We start from the raw sequence: 23,258 nt of genomic DNA on the forward strand, positions 1-23,258 counted from the left end.
AACTTTACCTTCAAAAAGAACGACTCAATCATTAAATTCGCACTCAGGATAGACCTCAAAATCAAGGATATGAATATGAAATTTACTAAACTCGCTACTATCGGTACATTGGCTGTCTCAATTGTTGGCCTAAGTGCTTGTAACAACATTATGCCAGCTAAAAAAGCACCGATGCCAGCAAAACAAGCATCTGCACAAGCTCAGCAAGCACCTGCACAAAATGCAGCTATGGCTAAGATGAATGTGGTACAAGTGGCTCAAAGCAATCCTGAATTCTCAACGTTAGTTGAAGCAGTACAAGCTGCTGGTATAGCTGGTCCGTTAGCTAACCCTGATGCGAACTTCACTATCCTTGCACCAACCAATGCAGCTTTTGCCCAAGCCTTACAAGAAACTGGTATGAGTAAAGAGCAGCTATTTGCTAACAAACCCGTATTAACCAAGATTTTAGGGTATCACGTGATTAATGGTGCAGCTCCAGTTTATGCCAAAGATGTAAAACCAGGCAATATTATGATGCTTAGCAAAGATACCTTGATGGTAACACCTGAAGGCAAACTAATGGATGAAAGTGGCCGTACTGCCAATATCCTACAAACAGATATCGCAGCTTCTAACGGTGTCGTACATGTTATCGATAAAGTATTGTTGCCGCAATAAATGAACGGAACGCTGCTTTTTGACTTTATATAATGTAATGAATGCAAAACTACTTAATTAATATTCATAAGGATAGACCCATGTTAAAAAAGACTTTATTATCTTTAGCAATCGCCACAACGGCAATGACATTGGTAGCTTGTAACGATGCAGAAACGGTTGCTGAGCCGGCAGTTGAGCCTGAAGTAACGACTGAACCGATGGTTGAGCCGGAGCCAATGGTAGAGCCTGAAGTTATGGAAGAACCTGCTGCCATGTCTGAAGAGGCTACTGCTACACAAAATATCGCTGAAATCGCCGCTGAAAATAATGATTTAACGATCTTGACCGCAGCATTAAAAGCGGCTGGACTTGATCAAACATTAATGGCAACGGATACCAACTACACGGTATTTGCTCCAACAGATGCAGCATTCGCTGATGTGCTAACCAAGCTGGATGTTACTAAAGAAGAGCTGTTGGCTGACAAAGATATGCTAACCAAGGTGCTGTCGTATCATGTTATTCCAAGCATGATAGTAAAATCTGCTGATATCCCTTATGGTACTGACATCGAAACAGTGAACGGTCAAGCGTTCTCTATTAGTGATGCTAACGTGATCACAGATGCTAGTGGTGGTACTGCCAATATCACTCAGCCAGACATCGTGGCGACTAATGGTGTCGTTCATGTAATTGACACAGTGTTAATGCCTAAATAACGTTGTTCTAAAAGTAACATAGCTAAATTAGTCAATATTTTTAAAAGAAAAACCCAGCACTTATTGCTGGGTTTTTTGTTTTGCTAAAAAGTTATCTATCTCTTAATCTGAGCGATGGCAACTATTATCAATTAAACATAATGTGTACTACACGAAAAAGCCCAAGACCATTGCCTCAGGCTTTTTTGATTTAATCGTTAGTTGCTACTTTTACATTCTTTAAAAAACGTTATTTATGCTCTTTATGTATTGGATTTTTTGCCAATCTTTCTTGCTCTTCTAGATGACGTGCTTCCCAATAAGGCGCATTTTTGATACCGAATTTTGCAGGATCAAAGGTATAGCGCTTCACACCAGCTTTACGCTGTGCTTCATAATCTTTAAGCATAGTGAGTGTTGGACGTGCAACAACAAAGATAACAAGAATACCAACGATATTGAGCCAAGCCATAAGACCAACACCGATATCACCAATAGCCCAGATATAGCCGGCTGAGTTAAGACCACCGTAAGCAACCATCACCATAATTAAGACTTTGACGAAAAAGAGACCTTTTTTATTGGCACCGCGACTAATAAAGCGAGTCAAATAAGCAACGTTTACTTCAGCGATATAGTAGTAAGCCAAGATAGTCGTAAAGGCAAAGAAGAATACGGCGACAGCGATAAAGGTATTACCGTAAGTACCATAAACAGATTCCATTGCCATTTGCGTAAAGGCAGGCGAGTTAATTTCAACACCAGTAGCTACGTTTTGGACGATGAACTGACCATCTGGAAGCTTACCTTGTATGTTATACATACCTGTAGATAAAATCATGAAGGCGGTAGCAGAACAGACTAGCAACGTATCTACATATACTGAGAATGCCTGTACTAAACCTTGCTGTGAGGGATGCTGAACCTCTGCAGCAGCAGCAGCGTGAGGGCCAGTACCCTGTCCGGCTTCGTTAGAGTAGATCCCACGTTTTACACCCCAACCAATAGCAGCACCAAAACCTGCTTGTGCCGTAAAGGCATCGCCAACGATCATACCGAAGACTTGTGGAACCATGTCAATGTTACTGAACATGATAATCAAAGCAAGGACAATATAGCCTAGTGCCATAAAAGGGACTGCAAACTCAGTAAAGGTCGCAATACGCTTAATACCACCAAAGATAATAATACCTAGGACAACTAGAATAATGCCTAGCGCTACTAAACGCATAGAGCCGACTTCTAAGCTGCCAATATTTACTATTGTTCCTTCACCCATCACCTGTGCAAAAGCACTGATAACACCGTTCGCCTGTACGCCAGGTAAGAACATACCACAGGCTAAGATAGAGGCGATCGCAAAGAGGATACCATACCATTTTTGACCAAGTGCGCGTTCAAAATAGTAAGCTGGACCACCACGATATTCGCCAGTAATCACATCTTTTTCTTTGTAAATCTGTGCGAGCGTAGACTCAACATAGGCAGTAGATGCGCCTAAGAAGGCCACAATCCACATCCAAAACACAGCACCTGGACCACCGAAACCGATAGCAGCAGCTACCCCAGCGATGTTACCCATACCCACACGTCCCGCGAGTGAGACGGCAAGTGCCTGAAATGATGAAATACCATCTGTACTGGATTTACCAGTAAATAGTAATTTGATCATTTCACCGAATAGACGCACTTGTACAAAGCGCGTCATAATAGAATAAAACAGACCCGCGCCCAAACACAGGTAGATCAGTGCAGGGCTCCAGATAATTCCGTTTACTAAATTGACTAAACCTTCCATATTATGTCTTCCTCAAACGTCCTCAAAGTGGTAATGCTCGGTGTTAATTATCCCATTAAGATAAAAATTAACACCCTTTTAACCACTCAGGATGGATTGTAATTGTCTGTATTTATCCGCTTGGCTTATCATTAACACAACTAGTGTTAATACAATCTTAGCTGCGGTCGCAATTCCTTTTGCCTTTCTGGTTGTCGCAGTATTATGATGACATAACGCAGTAAGAATAGGTAGATAAAGAATAGACCAGCGGATAAAACAAGTAGTTATTGTCATTAAATACCAATCAATATACTGACAGCATTCAACCTTTATTCAGCTGTTTTTGTTATCTCTACTTACTGATAGCTTTCAAATCCACAGTACATCAACTCTAACCACATGTTACTATTGAATAAATTAATAAATGTCGAAAAAGAATCAATGAGCAGTTCGCTCAACAGCTGTGGCATTTGCATTTAGCACAAGCAGGATATTCATCTTTTTGCGCTTAGCTAATACTAAATGAATAACAACTCCACTACCGAATGTATGCAAACCATACGGTTAAGTAACTGCAATTTGCCACAATTTCTTTATAATTACTAGATTTTTTTTTGAATCTACTGTGTTTATATTTTGCAATTACCACTTAATAACCTAATACAAGTCTACTAAAGTTATTAATAGAATGCGCTAATTGCTGGCAAGCTTAGTACTTTATAACTTTTTAATATGTGATTATTAGCAACTATTAATAAAATCTGAATCAGCTAGTCATAGCAAGATGATAGATAGTAGGGCGATAGGTAGAATAGAGAGTTATTTGGTGATAAAAAAGTCAATTATTTTGTTTTGCGGTTGTGTTTTGGTAACGATGAATTGTAAAAGAATAGCTATATCGCCATTATTAGCAGCATAATTAAAGGTAACCGTTTATTGACGATCACGATATTGTTTTCCAGCATAAATGGATAAACGGTAAGTTATCACTAAACGGTCAGCTATCACTATTAGGAGAATCAGATATGACGCGTAAATCTATTGTAAAACCCATGTTACTATCAGCGGTATTAGCTACTTCAACAGTTGGCTTAACAGGTTGTGGTTATAACAATCTACAATCACAAGATGAACAAGTGACAGCCGCTTGGTCAGAAGTAGTCAACCAGTATCAACGCCGTTCGGATTTGGTTCCAAACTTAGTGAAAGTCGTGCAGCAATATGCGGATCAGGAGCAAGAGGTCTTTACGCAAGTGGCAGAAGCGCGCTCGCGTGCAGGTAGCATTAATATAACCCCTGAAGTGCTCAACGACCCACAAGCGATGGAGCGTTATGCTGAAGCACAAGCACAGATGGGTGGCGCATTGTCACGTCTGATGGCAGTATCTGAGCGTTACCCTGAATTGAAATCAGATGCTTTATTTCAAGATTTACAGGCACAGTTAGAAGGTACTGAAAACCGTATTACCGTAGCGCGTAACCGCTATATCCAAGAAGTACAGGGTTACAACACGACAGTACGCCAGTTCCCCACTAATATCACCGCCAAAGTATTCGGTATGGATACCAAACCGAACTTTACGGTAGCTAACGAAGAAGAGATTTCTACTGCGCCAACCGTGGATTTCGGTGATGATGATGCCGCTACTGCTCAGTAAAGATTAGTAGATGAAAGTAAAAATAAAGCCATGCCAGAGTGTTTACGACTCTACTGCGTTAAGCCTATCTAATATAGGCGGCTTTACTTTTTATTTATCGTTGATAAGTATTAATAGAAGCATACATTTCATGGAAACGTACGGTAATACCGAACGCTTCGATATAGTACGTCACAATCCAGCTCAGCACGGATGTCATTCAAGGTGGTATAGATTAGATGAATAACTCAAAAGCGATCGTCTCTGCATTACTATTAACGCTTAGTGCTGGCAGTACCACGCTGCTATATGCTGCACCGGATGATGCTAGTGCTGCTACTAATAGTAGTGCCACCGATACACAGTTGCAGAATCGTAGTGTTGAGGACTTGGTTGCTATTGCTAAAGCTGGTGAGGCTAATGAAGCTATCAATGATGCGGTACTCGGTAATGAAGCTATTAGTGGCACTATACTAGGTAATGATGCTATCAATCCCAACGCTGCTAATGACGAAGCTGTAGCACAGTCGCAGGCGACGACTAAGCCACCTATCCAATCAAGTGCTGCTAGTGTCGATGCTGATAAATTGATATTGAACGAACCAGTCGTTGATCAAGCCAACATCTTAAATCCTCAAGAAAAACAGCGCTTAGAGGCACAGCTGCGTAATATCTATCAGCAAGGTCTAGCACAAGCAGCTGTTGTCATTGTGCCAACCACTAATGGCTTGCCAATATTTGACTATGCTTTGCAAGTTGCCACTAAATGGGAGTTAGGGGATAAAGACATCGATGACGGTTTGCTAATTGTGGTAGCTGTCAATGATCGCGATATGTACATTTTGACTGGCTATGGGTTGGAAGGTGTCCTACCGGATGCTGCGGTCAATCGTATTATTCGTGAGGATATTACCCCATTGTTTAAACAAAATGACTATGGGGCAGGGATATTGGCAGGCGTTAGTGCCCTTGAAAATCGACTCAATGCTGACCCTGAAGTACTGGCCCGCGCTGATGCTCAAGCAGCGGAACGTACTGCTCAGCAAGGCTCGGATGAGCTACCAACTCCTATCTTCCTATTTATAATGGCAATGATTTTTGGTAAGTTTATTACTAGTATCTTTGGACGCGTATTTGGTTCTATCTTAACCGCAGGTGGTTTCTTCGCAGGTTCTCTAGCATTGGGTGGCGGATTTTTCATGACTGTCATTATGGCCATATTTATCTGGATGTTCTTGATTGCTCGAGGCTCAGGTGGCGGTGGTCGAGGAGGACGCGGCGGTGGCCGTAAAGGCGGTATGATATTCTTGCCTGGTCTTGGTGGTGGCAGCGGTGGCGGTGGCGGTTTTGGAGGTGGTGGCTTTGGCGGTGGCGGCGGTGGCTTTGGCGGTGGCGGTGCTGGAGGCTCGTGGTAGACTTTGTTGAATTTATTCACTTATCACCAATTTTATAATCGATTTCTAGTTTAAAGTCAGTTTCTAGCGTCGAAAATTGAAAAAGCTGCTTGTATAATCAGTCCTAAATAAAAGAAGTACAAAAATAATAACGCGCTACTGAGATAGTTTTTCCTTGCTTGCTGTGCCTACGCAGACAGAGGCTGCGCAAAATTTATCTCAGTAGCGCGTTATTATTTTATAGTGGATTGACTATATAGCATGTTTGAATACCTACTAGATAACAGTTAGCAATCGCCTACTTGAGGAAAAAATAATGGTACAAAATAACTTACCTTTATCAGAGGCAAGTTTTGCCCGTTGGTGGCGTCAAGTCTTGTTTGTCCCTATGCTGCATAGCAAATGGCTGACGGCAGAGGCCAAGGCACGACTGACAGCAAAAGTTACAGAAGCGGAGCAAGGTCATCGTGGCGAGGTGTTTTTGATTGTAGAAAATCATCTGCCTATTCAAGATGCTTATAGCACCAACTGCCGTGAGCGCGCTATTGATCTGTTTAGCGAATATCGAGTATGGGATACTGAAGAAAACACTGGTGTCTTAGTTTATGTCAATATCTGTGAGCACAAACTGGAAATCATCGCTGATCGTGGTATCAGTGCCCATGTTAGCCCAACAGTATGGCGAGCGATGTGTGATAAAGCAGTAACAGGCATTGCTAATAAGAAAATGGAAGAGAGCTTAAGCGATTTATTAGACGAGGTAGGACAGCTACTACGTCAATATTACCATTTGGAGCATGATCCAGCGGGCAATGAGCTATCTGATACAGTCGTATTTCTAAAATAGTGCTCTAAAAGGGTATATTTAGATAACAAAGACAATGGGATTACTATGATTGAATTAATAAGAAAACTACCGAAAGCTGAGCTGCACTTACATATTGAAGGCTCATTAGAGCCTGAGCTTATGTTCAGATTGTCCAAAAAAAACAACATAGATATTCCTTATAAAGACATAGAAGATGTGCGCGATGCCTATAATTTCACCAATTTACAGACTTTTTTAGACATATATTATGCCGGTGCCAAAGTACTCATCACAAAAGACGATTTTTATGATCTGACTTGGGAGTACATTTTAAAGTGCGTTGAAGACAATGTTATTCATACTGAGATATTCTTTGATCCCCAGACGCATACCGCAAGAGGCATCGCTTTTGAAACGGTCATAACTGGAATAAAAGAAGCTTTGATGGATGCCAAGGAAAAATACGGCATTACCTCCTGTATTATCATGTGTTTTTTACGGCATTTATCACAACAAGATGCTTTTGATACTTTAGAAGAAGCTTTGGCATTTAAGGATGACATTATTGGTGTCGGTCTTGATTCTTCAGAACTCGGAAATCCTCCATCGAAATTTACAGAGGTATTTAAGAAGGCCAAAGAAGAGGGGTTTAAATTAGTCGCGCATGCAGGTGAAGAAGGCGATTTCTCTTATATTTACGAAGCGCTAGATTTGCTAGGTATTAATAGAATAGATCATGGCGTGCAATCTATAAAAAGCGCTGAGCTTATGCAAAGACTAAAAGATGAGCAAATACCTCTTACTGTCTGCCCAAACTCAAACATTGAGCTAAAAGTATTTGAAACTTATAAAGAGCACAATATAAAAGAGCTTTTGGATTACGGCCTAAACGTAAGTGTTAATTCAGATGATCCAGCCTATTTTAAAGGTTATATCAATCAGAACTTTATCAATTTATGTGAAAACCTACCATTATCAGAGGATGATATTATCACTTTGGTAAAGAACTCTTTTAGATCCTCATTTATAGATGATGAGTTAAAAGAAGTATATTTAGCTAAAGTTGATCGTGCACTACAATAATTTTGGTCAGGGTACGCCTAGTAGCTAGAGACCTAACCTTGTTTTTCGTAAAGCCATTATGATAGCGCAATGACTTGCTGTAACAGTAAGGGCATTACTACTCCTGCTTTCACCGCTAATGTGATATCAACGATGGTGTTGGGTGTTGGATCAGGGTTTATCTCAACAAGTTTTGCACCATTCTGCTTTGCTAAATGTGCCAGCCCTGCAGCAGGGTAAACTAAACTTGACGTACCAATACTGATGAATACTTCACAATTGGCGGCCGCATCCTCGGCGGTTTGCCACGCCTGTCCAGGTAGCGCCTCACCAAACCAAACAATATCAGGTCTGATATAACCATCGCAATGCTGGCAAGTTACTAGTTCATCGTCAAAGTTAACAGCCTCTTTGCTACTATCCCAAGCTGCGACTTCATTTTGGAAAGGCGTACCACAGTCATGACAACGATTACGCCACAGGTGACCATGTAAGTGCGTCACGGTGCTCCCAGCCTGTTCATGCAAGTCATCGACGTTTTGCGTAATTAAGGTGAAGCTCTGTTTATTTTTTTTGGCATCTTGTTGCCATTCGGCAAGAGCAAGATGGGCAGGGTTAGGGGTTTTATCATGGACCAATTGCCTGCGCCATTGATACCAAGACCAGACCAGCTTTGGATCACGTTCGAAGGCGGTAGGAGTGGCCAAATCCTCGGCACGGTAGTGTTGCCAAAGGCCAGTCTGCTTATCTCGAAAAGTGGGAATGCCACTTTCGGCTGACACGCCTGCACCAGTTAAAACACAAATGCGTGATTTAGTAGCTAGTAATTTAGCAGCACGCTGCACTTCTGCTATTAATTTTGGCGACAATTCTGCTAACATGGCTAAACCCTTGCTAATAATGGATATATCTTCCTATGATAGACGGAATTTGGTGGCTTGTCATATTGCTAGCAGTCATTGCAGTGCTATGGTTTATAGCGCACCTACGCGGTACTAAAAGTAATTATAAAGATAAAAACCACAAGCTATCGGCTACAAAGTCACAAGCTAATGATAGTTTGCAGAAAACTGCCGTTTTAATTAAGCAGCACTTTCCTGACTACCGAACCAGTCGAAGAGCCAAGCACTTGCTTATCGTTAAAGAAGGTAAGAAGATTGCGATGATTACTATAGATAATAGTATAGCGGTAGGTCAGCGACGATTAGGAGATGTGCCTATTATTAATTATCATCGAGTACCAAATCGGGCGCAGCTGAGTACTGATTTGCAAGATGTATATTGAGCTAAACATAGAAATACAAGCGCTGAGCTAGCAAAATAGTATTTGGTGTATAGGACTGTCTAAATGATTTTAGCTCTGTGAGAAAAACAGGAGACATACGGAAATTAAAGCAAGTTGGTCGTAACTTTTTCGTATTGAGAAAATAGCCTGGAAGTTAGGAAAAGTAATAAGGCTTAGGCGCCTAGCAAGTTAACAGCTAGTAGTCAGCGAATTACGATTAAACTTTCATTTTGAGTCGTATATTTTTATTGAACATCCACTCATAATGATTATATGAAGCTTTGTAATGGCTCTCACGACATTGTTTAAATGGTTATGTTGCTGCATAGGTAAAAATGCTAGGTACCTATATTATTCTGACCATATCAAGATTTTGATATGGTTAAGCTCGATGTTACTCATCGTGTTGCCATTAACCAAACGACTACCATACCCCAAAATACAGATCCTACTGACAATGCAGCCATATAAAAAACACTCATTACGTCTCCTAGACTCAACTCATATAATATTAAAATTTACAAACTGCTAGCTTGTTTCAAGCATTTCTTAAATATGCAATTAACGAGCCAAACAAATATTTTTGTATTTAAGACTATATTTAGTTTCTAGAATATTGCGCTAATATTCGTTTATATACATATAGTTACATAAATACCTTAAGAAGCAATAATACTCATATTGCTTTTGAAATGTAAGCAATATTTTTAATAAAGAAGTTTTTTTTGTAAAGATAGCTTGAGAGCTAGTTAAATAGTTGATTATATGCTGAAATTTACTTATTAAAGGTGTGATGAACAGAGTAGTATCTACGATTTTAGTGCTAGAAGAATAATGCAGTTAATAAAATGATGTTTACAAAAACTATATACATAGAATCATTGCTAAACGAAAGCAGATAAAAAGGCAAAATTAAACAAAAGGAGGGGTTAGAAAGTGGGTAATATAATGATTGGTGCGCTCGGCGGGAGTCAATCATATCGCTATAGATATTGATATTAAAGGCATGTGATTTTTCGCTAAATATTTTTAACAACAAATTTAACAACATATGAGTGACGCTATTGTTTATAAACACAACGGCATTTGTAAACAGTTAAAAAGCCCAACGGTTACAGACGCTGGGCTTTTCTATTAGAATTCCCCAAGCGTAATCCGTTTAGGAGAACAGAATAAGTTGATTTTAACATAGATTTAAATGAAATAGCATTGTGTTATTACCGTTCACCATGATGATGAATGTATAAAATTAGACGGTAGCCATAACTTCTATTGGCTTGATCATTCGAAAATTTTGAGCTACTGCTGGCAAGCAATGTAACTTGATTGGACTTCAAATCTGTCCAAGTTTTTCTTTATATGCTTATCCAGTGTTATCTAGTATGCATAAAACTCGTAAATAAAATTTCTAAACAGTTGCCCAAAATTTACCAATCGTTTACAGTTGGGTAAATATTATCTTGGTGATTAGTCATGAGAAAATTAGCGATTGTTAGTTTATTTGTGGTTCTTGTTGGATGTGGCGGTGGCTATGATGATGTTGATGCCATGAGAGGCGCCACTATAGGCTCTACTAGCGTTGTTGGTGGCAGTACAGGCTCTAGCAGTGGTAATACCGATAAATGTTTTGAACCTAATGTATTGAATGCTAGCGGTGTCCGTGTCATTGACGGCGATACCGTAGAAGTTACTCCATTATCAGGGCAAAGCGAACGTGTGCGCTTATTAGGGATTGACGCACCGGAGGCACAACAAGAGTATGGATCAGAAAGTACCTCAGAACTGGCTCAATGCGTCAACAATGCTATTGTCACCATTGAGTGGACTGAGAGAGATCGATATGACCGGCTTCTAGGTAAGGTCATTGCCAACAATATTGATTGCAACTTAAACCAATTACAGAAAGGTGCAGCTTGGCACTACAAAGAATATCAAAGCAGTCAGACACCTTACGATCGCATTGAGTACGCTAATGCTGAAAGTGTAGCGCGATTAAACGGCAGGGGCTTATGGGTAAATCGATATCCTATAAAACCGTCAGATTATCGAAGTGGTAAAAATAGCTCTGACCTTGGCTTTGATAATGAGCGCTTATCATCGAAAGGCGTTAGCAGATGCTATAGCAAACCTAGTGCAGGTGCTTCTAGTGGTTCTGGTACTATTATCCCATTACCACCTACTGGTGCTATCTGTAGTAACTTTATTAAGAAAACCTGTAGTCAGCTAACGACTTGCGTAGAAGCACAACAGCAACTTGCCTGCGGCAATTCACAGATTGATGGCGACAAGGACGGAGTACCATGCGAATCTATATGCCTAGGTGGTTAATTAGCATCTTTGTCTTATCGTTAGCTGCATGCACTCCTGTACATGACAACAGCAATGAGTTTGTTTCTGGCTATGTTGCGGTGCATGAAATTTTCTGGGCTGCTGATCATGATACGCCCTACCCATTTATGACATCAGGTGAAGTATCCTGTGTCTATTATCCAGATTTTGGCATTGAAGTGTATTTTGAACCTTTCGGCTATATCGAAGACTCTTCTATCGGTACGCCGCTTAATAAGGCCGCTGCAGAGTCTCTGAAGAAAGAAGGTATGATCCCAAACGTACCTTATAGCATTAACGAAGGTGCTGACTTGAGTGAGGTTATAGATGTTGGGCTGGAATTGTGTGTATCGTGAGGCTTTGTATTGGGTGTGGTTGGTAGCGGTTAATAACCCTCTAACATGTAAGATTAGCGACATCAGTTGACGTATGAAATTCTATGATTATATATAGCAATTCTTTTATTTGAGATAATGGAGCCCTCAAAATGGCAGTGAATATTAAATTTAATTACTACAATCTTAGCATTAATAAAAAGAGAGCGAGATCGACAGAACAAGGACAACAGTTTTTTGGCAAGATTACAGTTGATGATTTTTGCCAGTGGTTAGCAGAATATCAAAAACATAATACTAGTGAATTTGATAAACATGGTAAACACGTTATCCAATATAAAGATGGCAAAAAGTGGGTAAGATGGGTTGGTTTTGAACATGATAAGAAAAAGGGTGTTTATAAAATGCTATGCACCTTTAATGATACAGAGGTAGATCCAAGGCTACTTTCTGATACATCTGATAGCGTATTAACTCAAGAGATACCGGACGAATATGGACAAAGAACTTTACTTCATATTGTGTTTAAACTTGACCAAACTCATCCATCAAAAGCAAATATATCAATACAAGCTGTTACTGGTTTTACTAAGGACTACATTGTCAGGCTAATTACTAGATTAATAAAACTAACTAAAGATGATAATAGTTTTTGGAAGGCTAGCGATCCAATGACACAGAAAGATGTTGCTATTGCGCCTTATGTTGAGATGAGCCAAGTAACTGATGAGAGTATTATTTCGGCTATTAACGATGGGTTTTTGAGAGGTGTGGTCTTAAAAGAGCGCAACTCCGACAAAGAAAAGTTTGATGTGACAAATCATCTAACTGAAAAAGACTTAAGGCTGACAATCAAAGTATCTCAAAACGACAGCTTCTTTCAAAAAGCCAAAGAGCAGGATATTTTCTCTTGGATTAAGAGAGTGGCGAAGAAAAAAAGTGAAGGATTTGAAGATCCAACGTCCTATCTTCTTATGAAAGACCCTCAATCATCATCTGAGATACTACATGAATTTCATAATGACGCCATTACAGGATTTGCCAAAAAATCTTACTTAAAATGGGAAGATAGAGAGCCTGATACTCACGATAAGATAAAGCAAGAAAATCCAACGCCTATTATTCAGTTTTACGATAAAATGATTGATAGCTTTTAACTTTTAACTCTTGTGTATAGGAGGTCATATGCTTAATCAGGCTATTAATGTGTTTGATTTCCTGAAGATTAAATATCCCGACCGTGCGCAACGAATGGCATTGTATTATCTTCCGGCTATATCCAGCTGCATTATTTCAGCTATAGTCATTGTCGTTTCCATTATTGGTGGTGAAGGATCAAATTTTCTGTTTAGTAACAAATTCAATGATCTGCTTACTTTAATTGCTATTTTACCTGGCTTTTATATTGCTGCATTATCTGCTGTCTCGGCCATTAACCGTGACGCAGTGGATAATATCATAAACCCTAATAGCCCACCTACAATCAAGAAAAAAGAGCCTAATAGGGCAGAGTATTATGACGATCCTTTGACCAGACGAGTATTTCTTTCGATGCTATTCGCTTATTTAGCAACACTTAGCTTACTATTGGCAATTTTTCTAATATTTATTCGCTTTCTATTTTCACTAAAATTCTTGGAATCCTTTGTTCATTTATCCAACTTTACAGAATGGTCTACACTCATATTCACCATAATTAACTTTGTTGTTTTCTTCTTAATAACACAGTTGATAGTCTTAACTCTTGTTGGCGTAAATTATCTTGGGTATAAAGCTTTAGTTGATGGATAAGAAGATTAAACTGCCTTAATTACTGATTTTCCTCTTAACTTCTATGCTCTTTATCCAAAAAACCCACCTCACGGTGGGTTTTTTATTGTCTATTAATCTACCAAAGCCTAGCTAGTACAAACTTTCTTAGACTGGCTAATCTTGCCATTATTACAGACAAACTTACCATCTTTGCAATGCGATACACCGCCCATGCTTTTAGAGCAAGGATAGTTCTGTGCATTCGCCTGTACAACTGGCGCCATCATTAACATAGATACGAAAAACGCTGAAAATAGCTTCATAACAATAGCCTTAATAGTTAGATGATGTAAGTTCAGAATATAGCACTGACCTCTATCATCAGCAATAACTATCTTACTTATGTTTATACTTATAATTGATTTTTCTCAATAGTATTTTGTTGACTGCTATAATGATATTTACCATTTCACCGCAGTTATAGCTTGAGGCTTATTATGTCTAACTTATTACCGTACCAAATCTCTAAAGGTGAGAGTGTTGATTTATCGTTCACAGACGATACTATTTGGATCACACAAAAAGAGATGGCACGTCTCTTTGATGTTGATGTAAGAACTATTAATGAACATCTAAAAAATATAATTGATACCAATGAATTAGATGAAAATGCAGTTATCCGGAAATTCCGGATAACTGCCACTGATGGGAAGTCTTATGATACTAAGCATTACAGTTTGGATGCTATTATCTCTGTCGGCTATCGTGTCAACTCCTCTAAAGCTACACAATTCCGTAAATGGGCAACCCAAGTTTTACACACCTATATAAAAGATGGTTACGTTGTAAATGAAGCGCTTTTACGTGATGACCCAGAAAAACTTAATAAGCTTGCTGCCAAAATTCGAGAGCTTCGCGCCGATGAAAAAAATGTCTTCGCCCAAGTTCGTGAGTGCTTTAAGATATCAGCATCAGATTATGAGCCAACATCACAAGAGGTCCGCAATTTTTATTCTCTACTCCAAGACAAATTTCACCATGCCATCACTAAAATGACCTCATCCAAGTTAATTATGGATCGTGCAAATTATAAAGAAAGTAATATGGGCATGGTCAGTTTTAAAGACCTATGTCCTAGTAAAACAGAAGCTAAAACAGGTAAAAGCTATCTAACAGAGAATGAGCTTTATCGCATGTACTTGCTGTCGGAACAGTTTTTACTATTCGCTGAGTCATCAGCTCTTATGCATAAAAATCTAACTATGAAAGATTTGCACGAGCAGCTGGATAAAATTCTAGAGGTTAACGGCTATCCAGTGTTTAGTGGCTATACCGACTATATTAAAGATACTGCTATGCGCCATGCTGAAGTGGAATACAATCGATTCAGAGACATTAAAAAGCTTGAGATGTTAGGAATTGATGTCGATATAGTAGAGTATGAGCTAGGAGGCTATAAGGACTATCAAAGCGAAATTGATGCTATTACTACTCAACAGCTCAATAAGCACTTCCACAAACTAGGTTCCTTGCAGTAGCACTCGTTTAAGTAATTATTTCTCCTATAATCTAACCCGCCATCGAGCGGGTTTTTATTGACGAGTTAATTTACTGGTAAATATTAATCTCATAATTAGAATGAAAAAGTCAGCAATTTAGAAATACTATTTTCTACTTGTAACTTCCTTGCATGGAGTTAATTTTCTAATGATTGCACACGCTCTAATAATGCTGTTTAAAGTTAAGCGTTTTTCGTGCGTTATCTTTGCAAGGTAGTAATATCTTGCGTCTTATAAGCTCCTGACAGCTCGCAGTTCTTCTCAAATCATCCGCAACTTGCTAGTTAGTGTTTAATACACTTAATTGTGTGTAGTGCAGTCTATGGGCTGCTTAGTACCACTCCTAGTTTACGCATTTGCGCGCAACTAATTGTGCTTTTAATAAACTAGATCGTACTTATTCGTGAATTATCAGTTTAGCTACACGACTAGCATAGCTGTCTGTGGTCGCGCGTAATTCACACAAATTTCGCGCATTTTAGCCAATAAGCGTTAAGCTAATTCATATTATATTAGATCACTAATACTGGCAGAGGCAGATGGTATATAGGTTTGAAGTAAGCAGTAACCAATTAAGTTTTATCTAAAATTGCCCTCAAAGTACCGCTTAGAAGGAGCGAGAAAGAACGAAATATTCCCTGATCTAAGTTATTAACTAAAAAACACTATTTGCAGCTTGCAACTTCTTTGCATGGGGTTGTTTCCCTAAATGCTCATAATGCGTTAGAACCATACCAAAGTGATAGAGTTCTTTATAGTTACCTGACCAAACTGTATGATACTAGCGGTGACATAGCCCCACATTAAATAGTAGTATCACTTAAATAATATCAATTAGTATGACAAGGCAGTTATAAACAATGAGTTTAGATTATCAACATATTCGTGAGCAACTACGCCGTATTATCCATGACTATAAAGATGCTGAAGGTTATGAGCGTGGGCAAAGTCAAAACTTTTGGACACAGATTTTTAATGCCTACGGTGTATCGGGCCAAGTACAACTCAAAGCGTTTGAACATCGTTTAAAAAACGACAAATCACAAAAGTATGTTGATGCTTTTATTCCTAAGCTGGTAATGATTGAGCAAAAAAGTCGTGGCGTAGATTTGAATAAGGCCTACAAGCAAGTTAGTGAGTACTACGATCGCCTGAAGACAGATAAGCCAAGATATATCGTATTATCTAATTTTGATGAGGTTTGGCTGTACGATATAGCTAATCCTTTAGATATTAAAGAATATAAATGTGCGCTTACTGACTTACCTAAAAACGCGGAATGGTTAGATTTCTTGGCACCAAACGCGGCGATGGCTGAGATAGTCGAAGAAAACCCTATTAACCGTCAAGCAACCGAAATGGTCGCAAAGCTACATCAGGCGTTTATCTCTGACGGGGTTAATGCTGATGATTTAGCTCTATTTCTAACTCGTCTGATATTTTGTTTCTTCGCCGATGATACTGGTATTTTTGGCCAAAGAAATCTGCTAGATGGTTTGCTAAAGAATGAAGCTAGAAGTGACGGCAGTAATCTTAACGAGGTGTTTACCACTTTGTTTGATACGCTTAACATCAAGGAGCGTTCAAGTCGCTTACCTGATAGTTATAAAGCGTTCGCCTATGTGAATGGCGATTTGTTCTCTGAATCTATTCGCATCCCTTATTTCGATGAAAATCTTTATAACCTTGTCGTTCAATGTAATAACCTTGATTGGAGTGAAATTAGCCCAGCTATTTTTGGCTCAATGTTCCAAAGCGTTCTTGATCTAGGTGACACAGCAGACAGTGAGGATAAGCGTCGTGAGTTTGGCGCTCATTACACCAGTGAAAAGAACATCCTAAAAGTCATAAACTCACTGTTCTTGCAAGAGCTGCGTGACGAGTTCTCAAAGTGTACGACTAACAAGCCAAGAGCATTAAAGCTTTATGAGAAACTGCCTACCTTAAAATTCTTTGACCCTGCCTGCGGCTGTGGTAATTTTTTGATTATCGCTTACCGTGAGTTACGGCTATTAGAAAACCAGTTAATCGCCTTGATATATGGTGATCAAAAAGGACTGCTTGATATTAGTAGTATGTGTCAGGTCACAGTAGAGCAGTTCTACGGTATCGAGATTGAGCCACACGCCGCGCATATCGCAAGGGTAGCGCTTTGGATTACTGACCATCAATTGAATCAAGCAACTGCTGAGCGCTTTGGTACGACTAGACCGACGACCCCTATTGTCTATAGTCCGCATATTGTCGAAGGTAACGCCCTACAGCTAGACTGGCAAGATGTACTCTCTGCCAGCGACTGCGATTATGTGATGGGTAATCCGCCTTTTATTGGTTATGCTTATCAGAGTAAAGAGCAAAAAGCAGATATGGCTCATGTGGCAGGAAGTATCAAAAAGTATAAGTCTTTAGATTATGTAGCAGGCTGGTATATCAAAGCCATGCACTATATGCAATCAGTTACAATACAAAATCACTTCGTAGAGACTGCATTTGTCTCGACCAATTCGATAGTTCAGGGCGAGCATGTCGCTAACCTGTGGCGATATATTCTTGAAAAGTGTGGTGGTCATATTAATTTTGCCCATCATACCTTTAAGTGGAGTAATGAAGGCAAAGGCGTAGCAGCAGTACATTGCGTGATTATTGGTTACTCGACCATTGAGCATAAAGAAAAAACTATATTTAATTATGCTGATATTTCAGGTGACCCTATACCGCAAAAAGCTAAAATAATTAATGGTTATTTAGTTGATGGAGCATTGGTGTTTTTTGATAGAACCAAAAAGCAGATATCTGATGAGTTGGAAATGTCTCGAGGTAATCAGCCCACTGATGGTGGAAATCTATTATTATCAAACGATGAGTATGAAGAGTTAATCATCAAAGAACCATTAGCAGAAAAATATACAAAACGTTATATGATGGGTAATGAGTTCTTAAATAATATAAAACGTTGGTGCTTATGGTTTGACGGGTGTGATGCAATCCAATTGAATAAAGATTTGGAAAAAATGTCGCTAGTTAGACAACGGATTGAACATGTTAAGAAAACAAGGCTTGCCAGCACTAAAGCCGCCACAGTTAAAAAAGCCGAAACACCTCATCTATTTGATGAAAGAAGACATACAAATGATCCCTATATCGGCTTACCAAGAGTATCTTCTGAAAATAGAAAATTTATACCTGTGGGTTTTTTAGATGAAGAGGTAGCGGGGGATAAACTATATATACTTTTGGGAGGTGGGCTTTACCATTTTGGTATTCTTTCAAGCAGTATGCACAATGCTTTTATGCGTTTGACGGCAGGAAGAATGAAAAGCGATTATAGTTATTCAAACACCATTGTTTATAATAACTTTCCTTATCCCTTCATGGCAAAAGATGACGATAGTAAAACCATTAAAGCTAAAGACAAAATTGAAGAGGCTGCGCAAAGCGTATTGGATGCTCGCCAGCATTATCAAGGTGATAGCGAAGATACGCCGACCTTGGCGCAACTCTATAACACCTACATGATCGACCCTTATCCTAAATTGACTGAGGCTCATATCGCGCTTGATAAGGCAGTGGACAAAGCATACGGCTATAAAGGTAAAGGTGATGATGCCAGTCGCGTAGAGTTTTTGCTTAAGAGAATTGCTGAGGGCTAGGGTATTTTGATCTGTTCTACAAAAGCTGCTTAAACTGCTTAAAGTAGTTGTAAGGTATGATGAGTAAAGGATTGGGTTAAGGTAGGCAGTTGCTTAACGCTGCTTAAATTGCTTAGAACAATCCAGTTTAGGACGGAATTAGGCAGTTTAAGCAAGATTAAGATTTGGCAGTCTTAAATAAAAGCCACTAGCTGTAAGGGCTAAGGGTCGTTTAAGCAGTTTAAGCAAGATTTCTTAAATGTTCATATCAATCATATAGCTTTGGATTGATTAATATCACTTTGCTACGGCCCTCCATTTCTTGCCTAATATGTTTAGCAGACTCTAATTTGTCTAACTCATTTTGCAATAGCTTGGTGTTCTTACGCATAGGATTAGGGGCATTATTAGCAATATAAGTTCTGCCTAGCTTATGCGGGTTTTTGCCTTTGGCCTTATCTACTAGCCAGATGCTCAACTTCTCACTGTAGTTCTGTTCACCTGTAGGCGCTGCATCGAGATAGCGTAAGCGTTCGGCTGTTGAGTATTCCACTAACATAAACGCCCGTGTTATATCATCAGCTGTAATGATCTTACGCTCCTCAAAAAAAGCCGTTAATGACGCTATGCGACTAGCATTTTCCGCCATACGTGATGCATAGGCTTTTAAGTACTCAAAGGTTTGCCCTTGAGCTTGGCGGTTCTCTATCGCCTGCATGTGTTTATAAAAGATCTGCTCTGCACCGTCTGTCCATTGCATTTTAATGCGATGTGGATTGCCTATACTGTCATTGGGTAGATTGGTTGGCAATGGGTCAAGTAAGGTTTGACAGCGTAACCAGTATTCTACTAAATGCGGATTATCATAAGGGCTTTCATTTCTGCGCTGTTCATCGTCCCACGTTCTTTGACCTCGTAAATCCTCAGGGCAAGCTATCAAAGCACGGGCTAAAAAACCTTGCCCGTTCATTAAAGGGTCAGTTAATGCTTGCTCTAATACTACTCGTTGACCTTGTAGTAGTAGCGTCATACGTACGCCATGGGCATCGGTTTGCGGCGTAGCATAGGCAGACTTTTGCGAGCGTAAACGAGACACTTCACCATCACTATATAGCTTAGTGATTGCAGATAAGGCACTACCAGCGGTGTCTCCTGTCATGGTATGACCATTGAAGAATTGACCTGCTTCGTCTGTTGTCCATGATGCGTTACTCATGTCACCACTGATAAACCTATCTAATATCGGCTCAATGGTGGCATCATCAAACAAGTTCTTAGGATTGTATGGCTTTGGATTTTCATCTAAGAAGCTGGCTAGCTCTTTACCCTTTAACCCTGCCTTTTCGCTTTCCCATGCTGCTATATCGTCTAAGTAGCTAGCGTACTGTTGGCGCTCATACTCTTTAATCTTGAAATGAGTTAAGCCCATTGCTTGCGTTTTTCCTGATCCGCTTTCGCCTTCTGTAATCAGTATCAAACTGGCTGGCATATGCCCATGTCCCATCGGTGCATCAATGAACCGTTGGCCCATGTGTGCCAGTGCCCCTAAAACGCATTGACCTGCCATCGCAAGCGGCACTTGTGCATAATATGCCACTGCTTCAATGACACGTCTTAATAAGCCTGTGAATGCGTTTATAGGGTAGGGTGTCGGTTTACTTGGATCATTAGATAATGACTCAGGCTCGTCCCATGCATCGGCTTGTAAGTTTACTATAGTGGTTTCACTGTCTGCTAAAATAGCATCATAGCTTAAGCCGCCAAACTCCAAGTGTTCTAATACTGTCCTGTCACTGGTAACGACTACCTTTACATTATGGCCTGCCAGCGGTTTGCTTATTTCGTTCGCTTTGTCCAATGTCGTGAATATAGTAACGGGTCTGTCTTGCGAGAAGTGTTTAACCGTGTCATTGAATAACCACTTGTTAGGGCTAATCGCAATCGTCACATCCTCGTTGATTAAGCATTTGGCTAGTGCTATGCCATCGTCAAGATTATCTACTGCGATAAGCTCGCTGTCATTATTCAATGGTCCAATAAGATAAGCAGACGGCTGGCTAGTATCGGTTATAAGTGGCTTAATGTGGTCATCAGCATATAAACATAATAGACTTACTGGCTCGTAGTCTTTGTTATGCAAAACCATTCCTATAGCGCCTACTGTGTCTAACTTGTCCCCTGCGTTTTCTCCTTTGGTTACCGTTATTTTATCATCAATAACTAGCAAGCTTTTAGGGTTCAATAATGGGTAGTTTTGGTTTAAAATAGTAAAGTCTGATAGTGCTTCGATAGCTGCTATTGGATAGTCACCTAAGATGCCAGATAAGCCCACCTTGCCGTGGGCTTTTTCTTGGCTATCTGTTTGTAGTGTGGTGGTCATCAAGTCCTCCTTGTTTGCGACTGGTTCGGCTTGCGGTGCGCTCGATACTTCTTGTAGTAGCTCTTACGCTTAGCGTACTTACGGCTTTGCTCTGGCTATCGGTAGATTCTCATTACCTATTCACCCTTATAACAAAGTTTATAGGTTCGCTTTGTTGGCAAGCCACTAATGGTATGAGTAAGCTAATAACTGCTACCCATGTCATAAAAATAACAAGTCTTAGTAGTAAGCTACGCTGGCCAGTCTGCTTGTGACTGTGCGCCTCGTGTGGGAGCTGTGGATTGATTTTGGTAGGTTTCTTACTCATGGTCTGTTACTCCCCCTGCAATGCGGACAATAGACTATCTAGCTGGTCGCTTGATACACTAATATTATTCACGGAGTCACCTCACTGTTGGATAGATCACCTTCAAGTAAGGTCTGTTCATCGACCCAATAGACTGAAAAACGCTTGTCATTGTGCGTGACAATCTCGCTTTGAATAACTAATCCTGCGCTTCGTAAGTTGTGTATGCGCTGTGCTAAGCAAGTGATTTGATACAGACGGTATGCGTCCCATGTGGTGATAGTTGAGCCTGTCATTAGGTGCGCTCTGACTATCGCTATTTGGGTCTTAGGTGTTGGCTCGTTAGTCACGGGTGCGTTTGCTGAGATCAACATATTAAACCCCCTCTTTAGCATTGACATTGACGTCCGTCAGTTGAGCATGACTGTCTACCCATCTATTAATATCAGACATGCGCCATAGACTAGCTCGCCCAATTTTTACAGGTGCTGGGAATTGGTTTTGATTGATAAGATGATAAATATGTTTAGCACTAAAGCCAGTGATACCGCGTGTGGCAGCTTTGGCTGTGACGGTACGCTGTTGGCCTGTATTTGTGGTGTAGCACTTAGCGGTACGTGCTGGTTGGTTGGCAAGGTCTGCCATTCTTAGGTATTGGTCAACTAAGGTCATAATTATTCACTCCATAGCAGGGTTGGTTATAGCCAGTAATTGGCTTCGCTATGAGGTGAATATTAAAAGCTGAGGTATGGTGATAAGGGTCACATGACGGTCACATGACCCTAAAATAATTGATATGACCCTATTTTTTGCTATCGCTTTTAGCTTGATTGGCTAATTGAATCCATTTTGATATAAAGTTTCTAGTTATGGGAGTGCCATGAATTTGTGAAGCAGTTTCTATCAATTCGTTCGCTTTACCTCTTGTGGCTGTAAGATCATATTTATGCTCTGTCAAAATCCCGTAAAGCATTCTAGCTACACTCATTTGTGAGTTATATGGCAACTCCTTATCCTCAGTTAATTTGTCTGCTTGTTCCCTTAGCTGCTCATTGAGCATGTTTATCTCTTCTTCTTGCTGTCTGATTTTAGTATCAGCGGTTGTCAATGCTTCAACAAGCTGCTCATAAGTTTTAGGTTCACCTTGCGCTGTTGTTGGCATTGTCTTGTCTAGATCTTTATTATGCTTTGATGATATATAGGTTTGTACCTGTTTGGTTGGAAACAATAAATTATCTATGGTTATTGAATTAATATCACCACTATCGTAACTATAATGACCATCATAATAGTCCTCGTCACGGTCATAACCATAATTCTCTAAAGAAACAAATGTGCCTTTATTATCTTTCCCTATTTCCTCATAAATATAGGCTGTACTTGTAGCAACCGTGTACGAAGGCTGAAGTAGGAGATTGGTCAAATCTGGCAAGGTAAGATATCCATTAAAAGATTTCGTAAGTTTTTTGAGATAGGTAGGAAGTTCACGGTCGTTACCAAGCCCCTCATTAATATATTCATCATAAGAGAAAACTGGTGTTATTTCTCCACGCTTACATAAGTCTGCAAGCTGCGGTAAGTCGAAGGGTAGAAGTATTTCAGGTAGGTTGGTTTGAAATAATTTTAGAGTTTGCTCTAAATTATAATAACTCACGTTCGCACCCTCACACCCCTAAATAAAAT

The 23,258-nt window shown here is 39.8% G+C and carries 20 protein-coding genes; 13 read left to right on the forward strand and 7 right to left on the reverse strand.

Annotation, left to right across the window (positions count from 1 at the left end; translation table 11 throughout):
- Positions 1 to 75: 75 nt before the first annotated feature.
- Together ACTQ9S_RS10870 and ACTQ9S_RS10875 are read left to right on the forward strand one after the other, a co-directional pair.
- Positions 76 to 660, forward strand: a complete 585-nt coding sequence (locus ACTQ9S_RS10870) for a fasciclin domain-containing protein (protein WP_440454946.1) — start codon at positions 76 to 78, stop codon at positions 658 to 660.
- A gap of 80 nt (positions 661 to 740) precedes the next feature.
- A complete protein-coding gene (locus tag ACTQ9S_RS10875) occupies positions 741 to 1,361 on the forward strand; it encodes a fasciclin domain-containing protein (RefSeq protein WP_440454947.1) in 621 nt (206 codons plus the stop codon).
- Between the two features lie 229 nt (positions 1,362 to 1,590).
- Here the strand turns inward: ACTQ9S_RS10875 and ACTQ9S_RS10880 are convergent, their stop codons facing one another.
- Positions 1,591 to 3,138 carry an alanine/glycine:cation symporter family protein gene (locus tag ACTQ9S_RS10880; protein WP_068034533.1) on the reverse strand — a complete coding sequence of 516 codons (1,548 nt, stop codon included), beginning with the start codon at positions 3,136 to 3,138 and terminating at the stop codon, positions 1,591 to 1,593.
- A 1,007-nt stretch (positions 3,139 to 4,145) separates the two neighbouring features.
- Between ACTQ9S_RS10880 and ACTQ9S_RS10885 the strand changes: the two genes are divergently transcribed.
- From ACTQ9S_RS10885 to ACTQ9S_RS10900, 4 genes are all read left to right on the forward strand, one after another.
- On the forward strand, positions 4,146 to 4,778 hold the full coding sequence (locus ACTQ9S_RS10885; protein ID WP_068034535.1) for a LemA family protein: 633 nt from the start codon (positions 4,146 to 4,148) through the stop codon (positions 4,776 to 4,778).
- Positions 4,779 to 4,996: 218 nt separating this feature from the next.
- Positions 4,997 to 6,172 carry a TPM domain-containing protein gene (locus ACTQ9S_RS10890; RefSeq protein WP_440454948.1) on the forward strand — a complete coding sequence of 392 codons (1,176 nt, stop codon included), beginning with the start codon at positions 4,997 to 4,999 and terminating at the stop codon, positions 6,170 to 6,172.
- A 295-nt stretch (positions 6,173 to 6,467) separates the two neighbouring features.
- The gene (locus ACTQ9S_RS10895; protein WP_068034538.1) at positions 6,468 to 6,998 is read left to right on the forward strand and encodes a TPM domain-containing protein; all 531 of its coding nucleotides are present in this window, start codon (positions 6,468 to 6,470) and stop codon (positions 6,996 to 6,998) included.
- Between the two features lie 45 nt (positions 6,999 to 7,043).
- Positions 7,044 to 8,042, forward strand: a complete 999-nt coding sequence (locus ACTQ9S_RS10900) for an adenosine deaminase (protein WP_351118867.1) — start codon at positions 7,044 to 7,046, stop codon at positions 8,040 to 8,042.
- 56 nt (positions 8,043 to 8,098) lie between these two features.
- Here ACTQ9S_RS10900 and ACTQ9S_RS10905 read toward each other — a convergent pair whose 3' ends face one another.
- Positions 8,099 to 8,902, reverse strand: a complete 804-nt coding sequence (locus ACTQ9S_RS10905) for an SIR2 family NAD-dependent protein deacylase (protein WP_350657404.1) — start codon at positions 8,900 to 8,902, stop codon at positions 8,099 to 8,101.
- Positions 8,903 to 8,937: 35 nt separating this feature from the next.
- Here ACTQ9S_RS10905 and ACTQ9S_RS10910 point away from each other — a divergent pair, with 35 nt between their 5' ends.
- The 5 genes from ACTQ9S_RS10910 (at position 8,938) to ACTQ9S_RS10930 (ending at position 13,760) form a co-directional block, all read left to right on the forward strand.
- Complete coding sequence (locus ACTQ9S_RS10910; RefSeq protein WP_068326047.1) at positions 8,938 to 9,306, forward strand: hypothetical protein; 369 nt, start codon at positions 8,938 to 8,940, stop codon at positions 9,304 to 9,306.
- A 1,473-nt stretch (positions 9,307 to 10,779) separates the two neighbouring features.
- On the forward strand, positions 10,780 to 11,634 hold the full coding sequence (locus ACTQ9S_RS10915) for a thermonuclease family protein (protein WP_440454949.1): 855 nt from the start codon (positions 10,780 to 10,782) through the stop codon (positions 11,632 to 11,634).
- On the forward strand, positions 11,619 to 11,990 hold the full coding sequence (locus tag ACTQ9S_RS10920; RefSeq protein WP_440454950.1) for a hypothetical protein: 372 nt from the start codon (positions 11,619 to 11,621) through the stop codon (positions 11,988 to 11,990). Before ACTQ9S_RS10915 ends, ACTQ9S_RS10920 begins: the two co-directional genes overlap by 16 nt.
- A gap of 131 nt (positions 11,991 to 12,121) precedes the next feature.
- Positions 12,122 to 13,126: a hypothetical protein gene (locus ACTQ9S_RS10925; protein WP_440454951.1), complete on the forward strand. Its 1,005-nt coding sequence runs from the start codon at positions 12,122 to 12,124 to the stop codon at positions 13,124 to 13,126.
- 28 nt (positions 13,127 to 13,154) lie between these two features.
- Positions 13,155 to 13,760 carry a hypothetical protein gene (locus ACTQ9S_RS10930; protein WP_440454952.1) on the forward strand — a complete coding sequence of 202 codons (606 nt, stop codon included), beginning with the start codon at positions 13,155 to 13,157 and terminating at the stop codon, positions 13,758 to 13,760.
- A 107-nt stretch (positions 13,761 to 13,867) separates the two neighbouring features.
- On the opposite strand, the gene ACTQ9S_RS10935 is transcribed toward ACTQ9S_RS10930, so the two are convergent.
- On the reverse strand, positions 13,868 to 14,044 hold the full coding sequence (locus ACTQ9S_RS10935) for a hypothetical protein (RefSeq protein WP_440454953.1): 177 nt from the start codon (positions 14,042 to 14,044) through the stop codon (positions 13,868 to 13,870).
- A gap of 174 nt (positions 14,045 to 14,218) precedes the next feature.
- Here ACTQ9S_RS10935 and rhuM point away from each other — a divergent pair, with 174 nt between their 5' ends.
- Both rhuM and ACTQ9S_RS10945 read left to right on the forward strand, forming a co-directional pair.
- Entirely contained in the window at positions 14,219 to 15,259 is a 1,041-nt protein-coding gene (gene rhuM / locus ACTQ9S_RS10940; protein WP_440454954.1) for a RhuM family protein, read from the forward strand.
- Between the two features lie 881 nt (positions 15,260 to 16,140).
- Complete coding sequence (locus ACTQ9S_RS10945; RefSeq protein WP_440454955.1) at positions 16,141 to 18,930, forward strand: DNA methyltransferase; 2,790 nt, start codon at positions 16,141 to 16,143, stop codon at positions 18,928 to 18,930.
- 247 nt (positions 18,931 to 19,177) lie between these two features.
- Here the strand turns inward: ACTQ9S_RS10945 and ACTQ9S_RS10950 are convergent, their stop codons facing one another.
- From ACTQ9S_RS10950 to ACTQ9S_RS10965, 4 genes are all read right to left on the reverse strand, one after another.
- Positions 19,178 to 21,289, reverse strand: a complete 2,112-nt coding sequence (locus tag ACTQ9S_RS10950) for a DUF3987 domain-containing protein (protein WP_440454956.1) — start codon at positions 21,287 to 21,289, stop codon at positions 19,178 to 19,180.
- 375 nt (positions 21,290 to 21,664) lie between these two features.
- Positions 21,665 to 21,949 (reverse strand): helix-turn-helix domain-containing protein, encoded by a 285-nt coding sequence (locus ACTQ9S_RS10955; protein WP_440454957.1) that lies wholly within the window; start codon positions 21,947 to 21,949, stop codon positions 21,665 to 21,667.
- Position 21,950: 1 nt separating this feature from the next.
- Positions 21,951 to 22,247, reverse strand: a complete 297-nt coding sequence (locus ACTQ9S_RS10960) for a helix-turn-helix transcriptional regulator (RefSeq protein WP_440454958.1) — start codon at positions 22,245 to 22,247, stop codon at positions 21,951 to 21,953.
- 130 nt (positions 22,248 to 22,377) lie between these two features.
- A complete protein-coding gene (locus ACTQ9S_RS10965) occupies positions 22,378 to 23,229 on the reverse strand; it encodes a hypothetical protein (protein ID WP_440454959.1) in 852 nt (283 codons plus the stop codon).
- Positions 23,230 to 23,258: the final 29 nt, after the last annotated feature.

This window comes from Psychrobacter sp. ASPA161_9, assembly GCF_051970275.1.
Taxonomy (GTDB): domain Bacteria; phylum Pseudomonadota; class Gammaproteobacteria; order Pseudomonadales; family Moraxellaceae; genus Psychrobacter.

Coding starts and splice junctions, on each gene's coding strand:
- ACTQ9S_RS10955 (WP_440454957.1), bottom strand. CDS start 21,949: ATGTTGATCTCAGCAAACGCACCCGTGACTAACGAGCCAACACCTAAG.
- ACTQ9S_RS10890 (WP_440454948.1), top strand. CDS start 4,997: ATGAATAACTCAAAAGCGATCGTCTCTGCATTACTATTAACGCTTAGT.
- ACTQ9S_RS10885 (WP_068034535.1), top strand. CDS start 4,146: ATGACGCGTAAATCTATTGTAAAACCCATGTTACTATCAGCGGTATTA.
- ACTQ9S_RS10920 (WP_440454950.1), top strand. CDS start 11,619: ATGCCTAGGTGGTTAATTAGCATCTTTGTCTTATCGTTAGCTGCATGC.
- ACTQ9S_RS10960 (WP_440454958.1), bottom strand. CDS start 22,247: ATGACCTTAGTTGACCAATACCTAAGAATGGCAGACCTTGCCAACCAA.
- ACTQ9S_RS10870 (WP_440454946.1), top strand. CDS start 76: ATGAAATTTACTAAACTCGCTACTATCGGTACATTGGCTGTCTCAATT.
- ACTQ9S_RS10950 (WP_440454956.1), bottom strand. CDS start 21,289: ATGACCACCACACTACAAACAGATAGCCAAGAAAAAGCCCACGGCAAG.
- ACTQ9S_RS10925 (WP_440454951.1), top strand. CDS start 12,122: ATGGCAGTGAATATTAAATTTAATTACTACAATCTTAGCATTAATAAA.
- ACTQ9S_RS10930 (WP_440454952.1), top strand. CDS start 13,155: ATGCTTAATCAGGCTATTAATGTGTTTGATTTCCTGAAGATTAAATAT.
- ACTQ9S_RS10915 (WP_440454949.1), top strand. CDS start 10,780: ATGAGAAAATTAGCGATTGTTAGTTTATTTGTGGTTCTTGTTGGATGT.
- rhuM (WP_440454954.1), top strand. CDS start 14,219: ATGTCTAACTTATTACCGTACCAAATCTCTAAAGGTGAGAGTGTTGAT.
- ACTQ9S_RS10875 (WP_440454947.1), top strand. CDS start 741: ATGTTAAAAAAGACTTTATTATCTTTAGCAATCGCCACAACGGCAATG.
- ACTQ9S_RS10905 (WP_350657404.1), bottom strand. CDS start 8,902: ATGTTAGCAGAATTGTCGCCAAAATTAATAGCAGAAGTGCAGCGTGCT.
- ACTQ9S_RS10910 (WP_068326047.1), top strand. CDS start 8,938: ATGATAGACGGAATTTGGTGGCTTGTCATATTGCTAGCAGTCATTGCA.
- ACTQ9S_RS10945 (WP_440454955.1), top strand. CDS start 16,141: ATGAGTTTAGATTATCAACATATTCGTGAGCAACTACGCCGTATTATC.
- ACTQ9S_RS10895 (WP_068034538.1), top strand. CDS start 6,468: ATGGTACAAAATAACTTACCTTTATCAGAGGCAAGTTTTGCCCGTTGG.
- ACTQ9S_RS10900 (WP_351118867.1), top strand. CDS start 7,044: ATGATTGAATTAATAAGAAAACTACCGAAAGCTGAGCTGCACTTACAT.
- ACTQ9S_RS10935 (WP_440454953.1), bottom strand. CDS start 14,044: ATGAAGCTATTTTCAGCGTTTTTCGTATCTATGTTAATGATGGCGCCA.
- ACTQ9S_RS10880 (WP_068034533.1), bottom strand. CDS start 3,138: ATGGAAGGTTTAGTCAATTTAGTAAACGGAATTATCTGGAGCCCTGCA.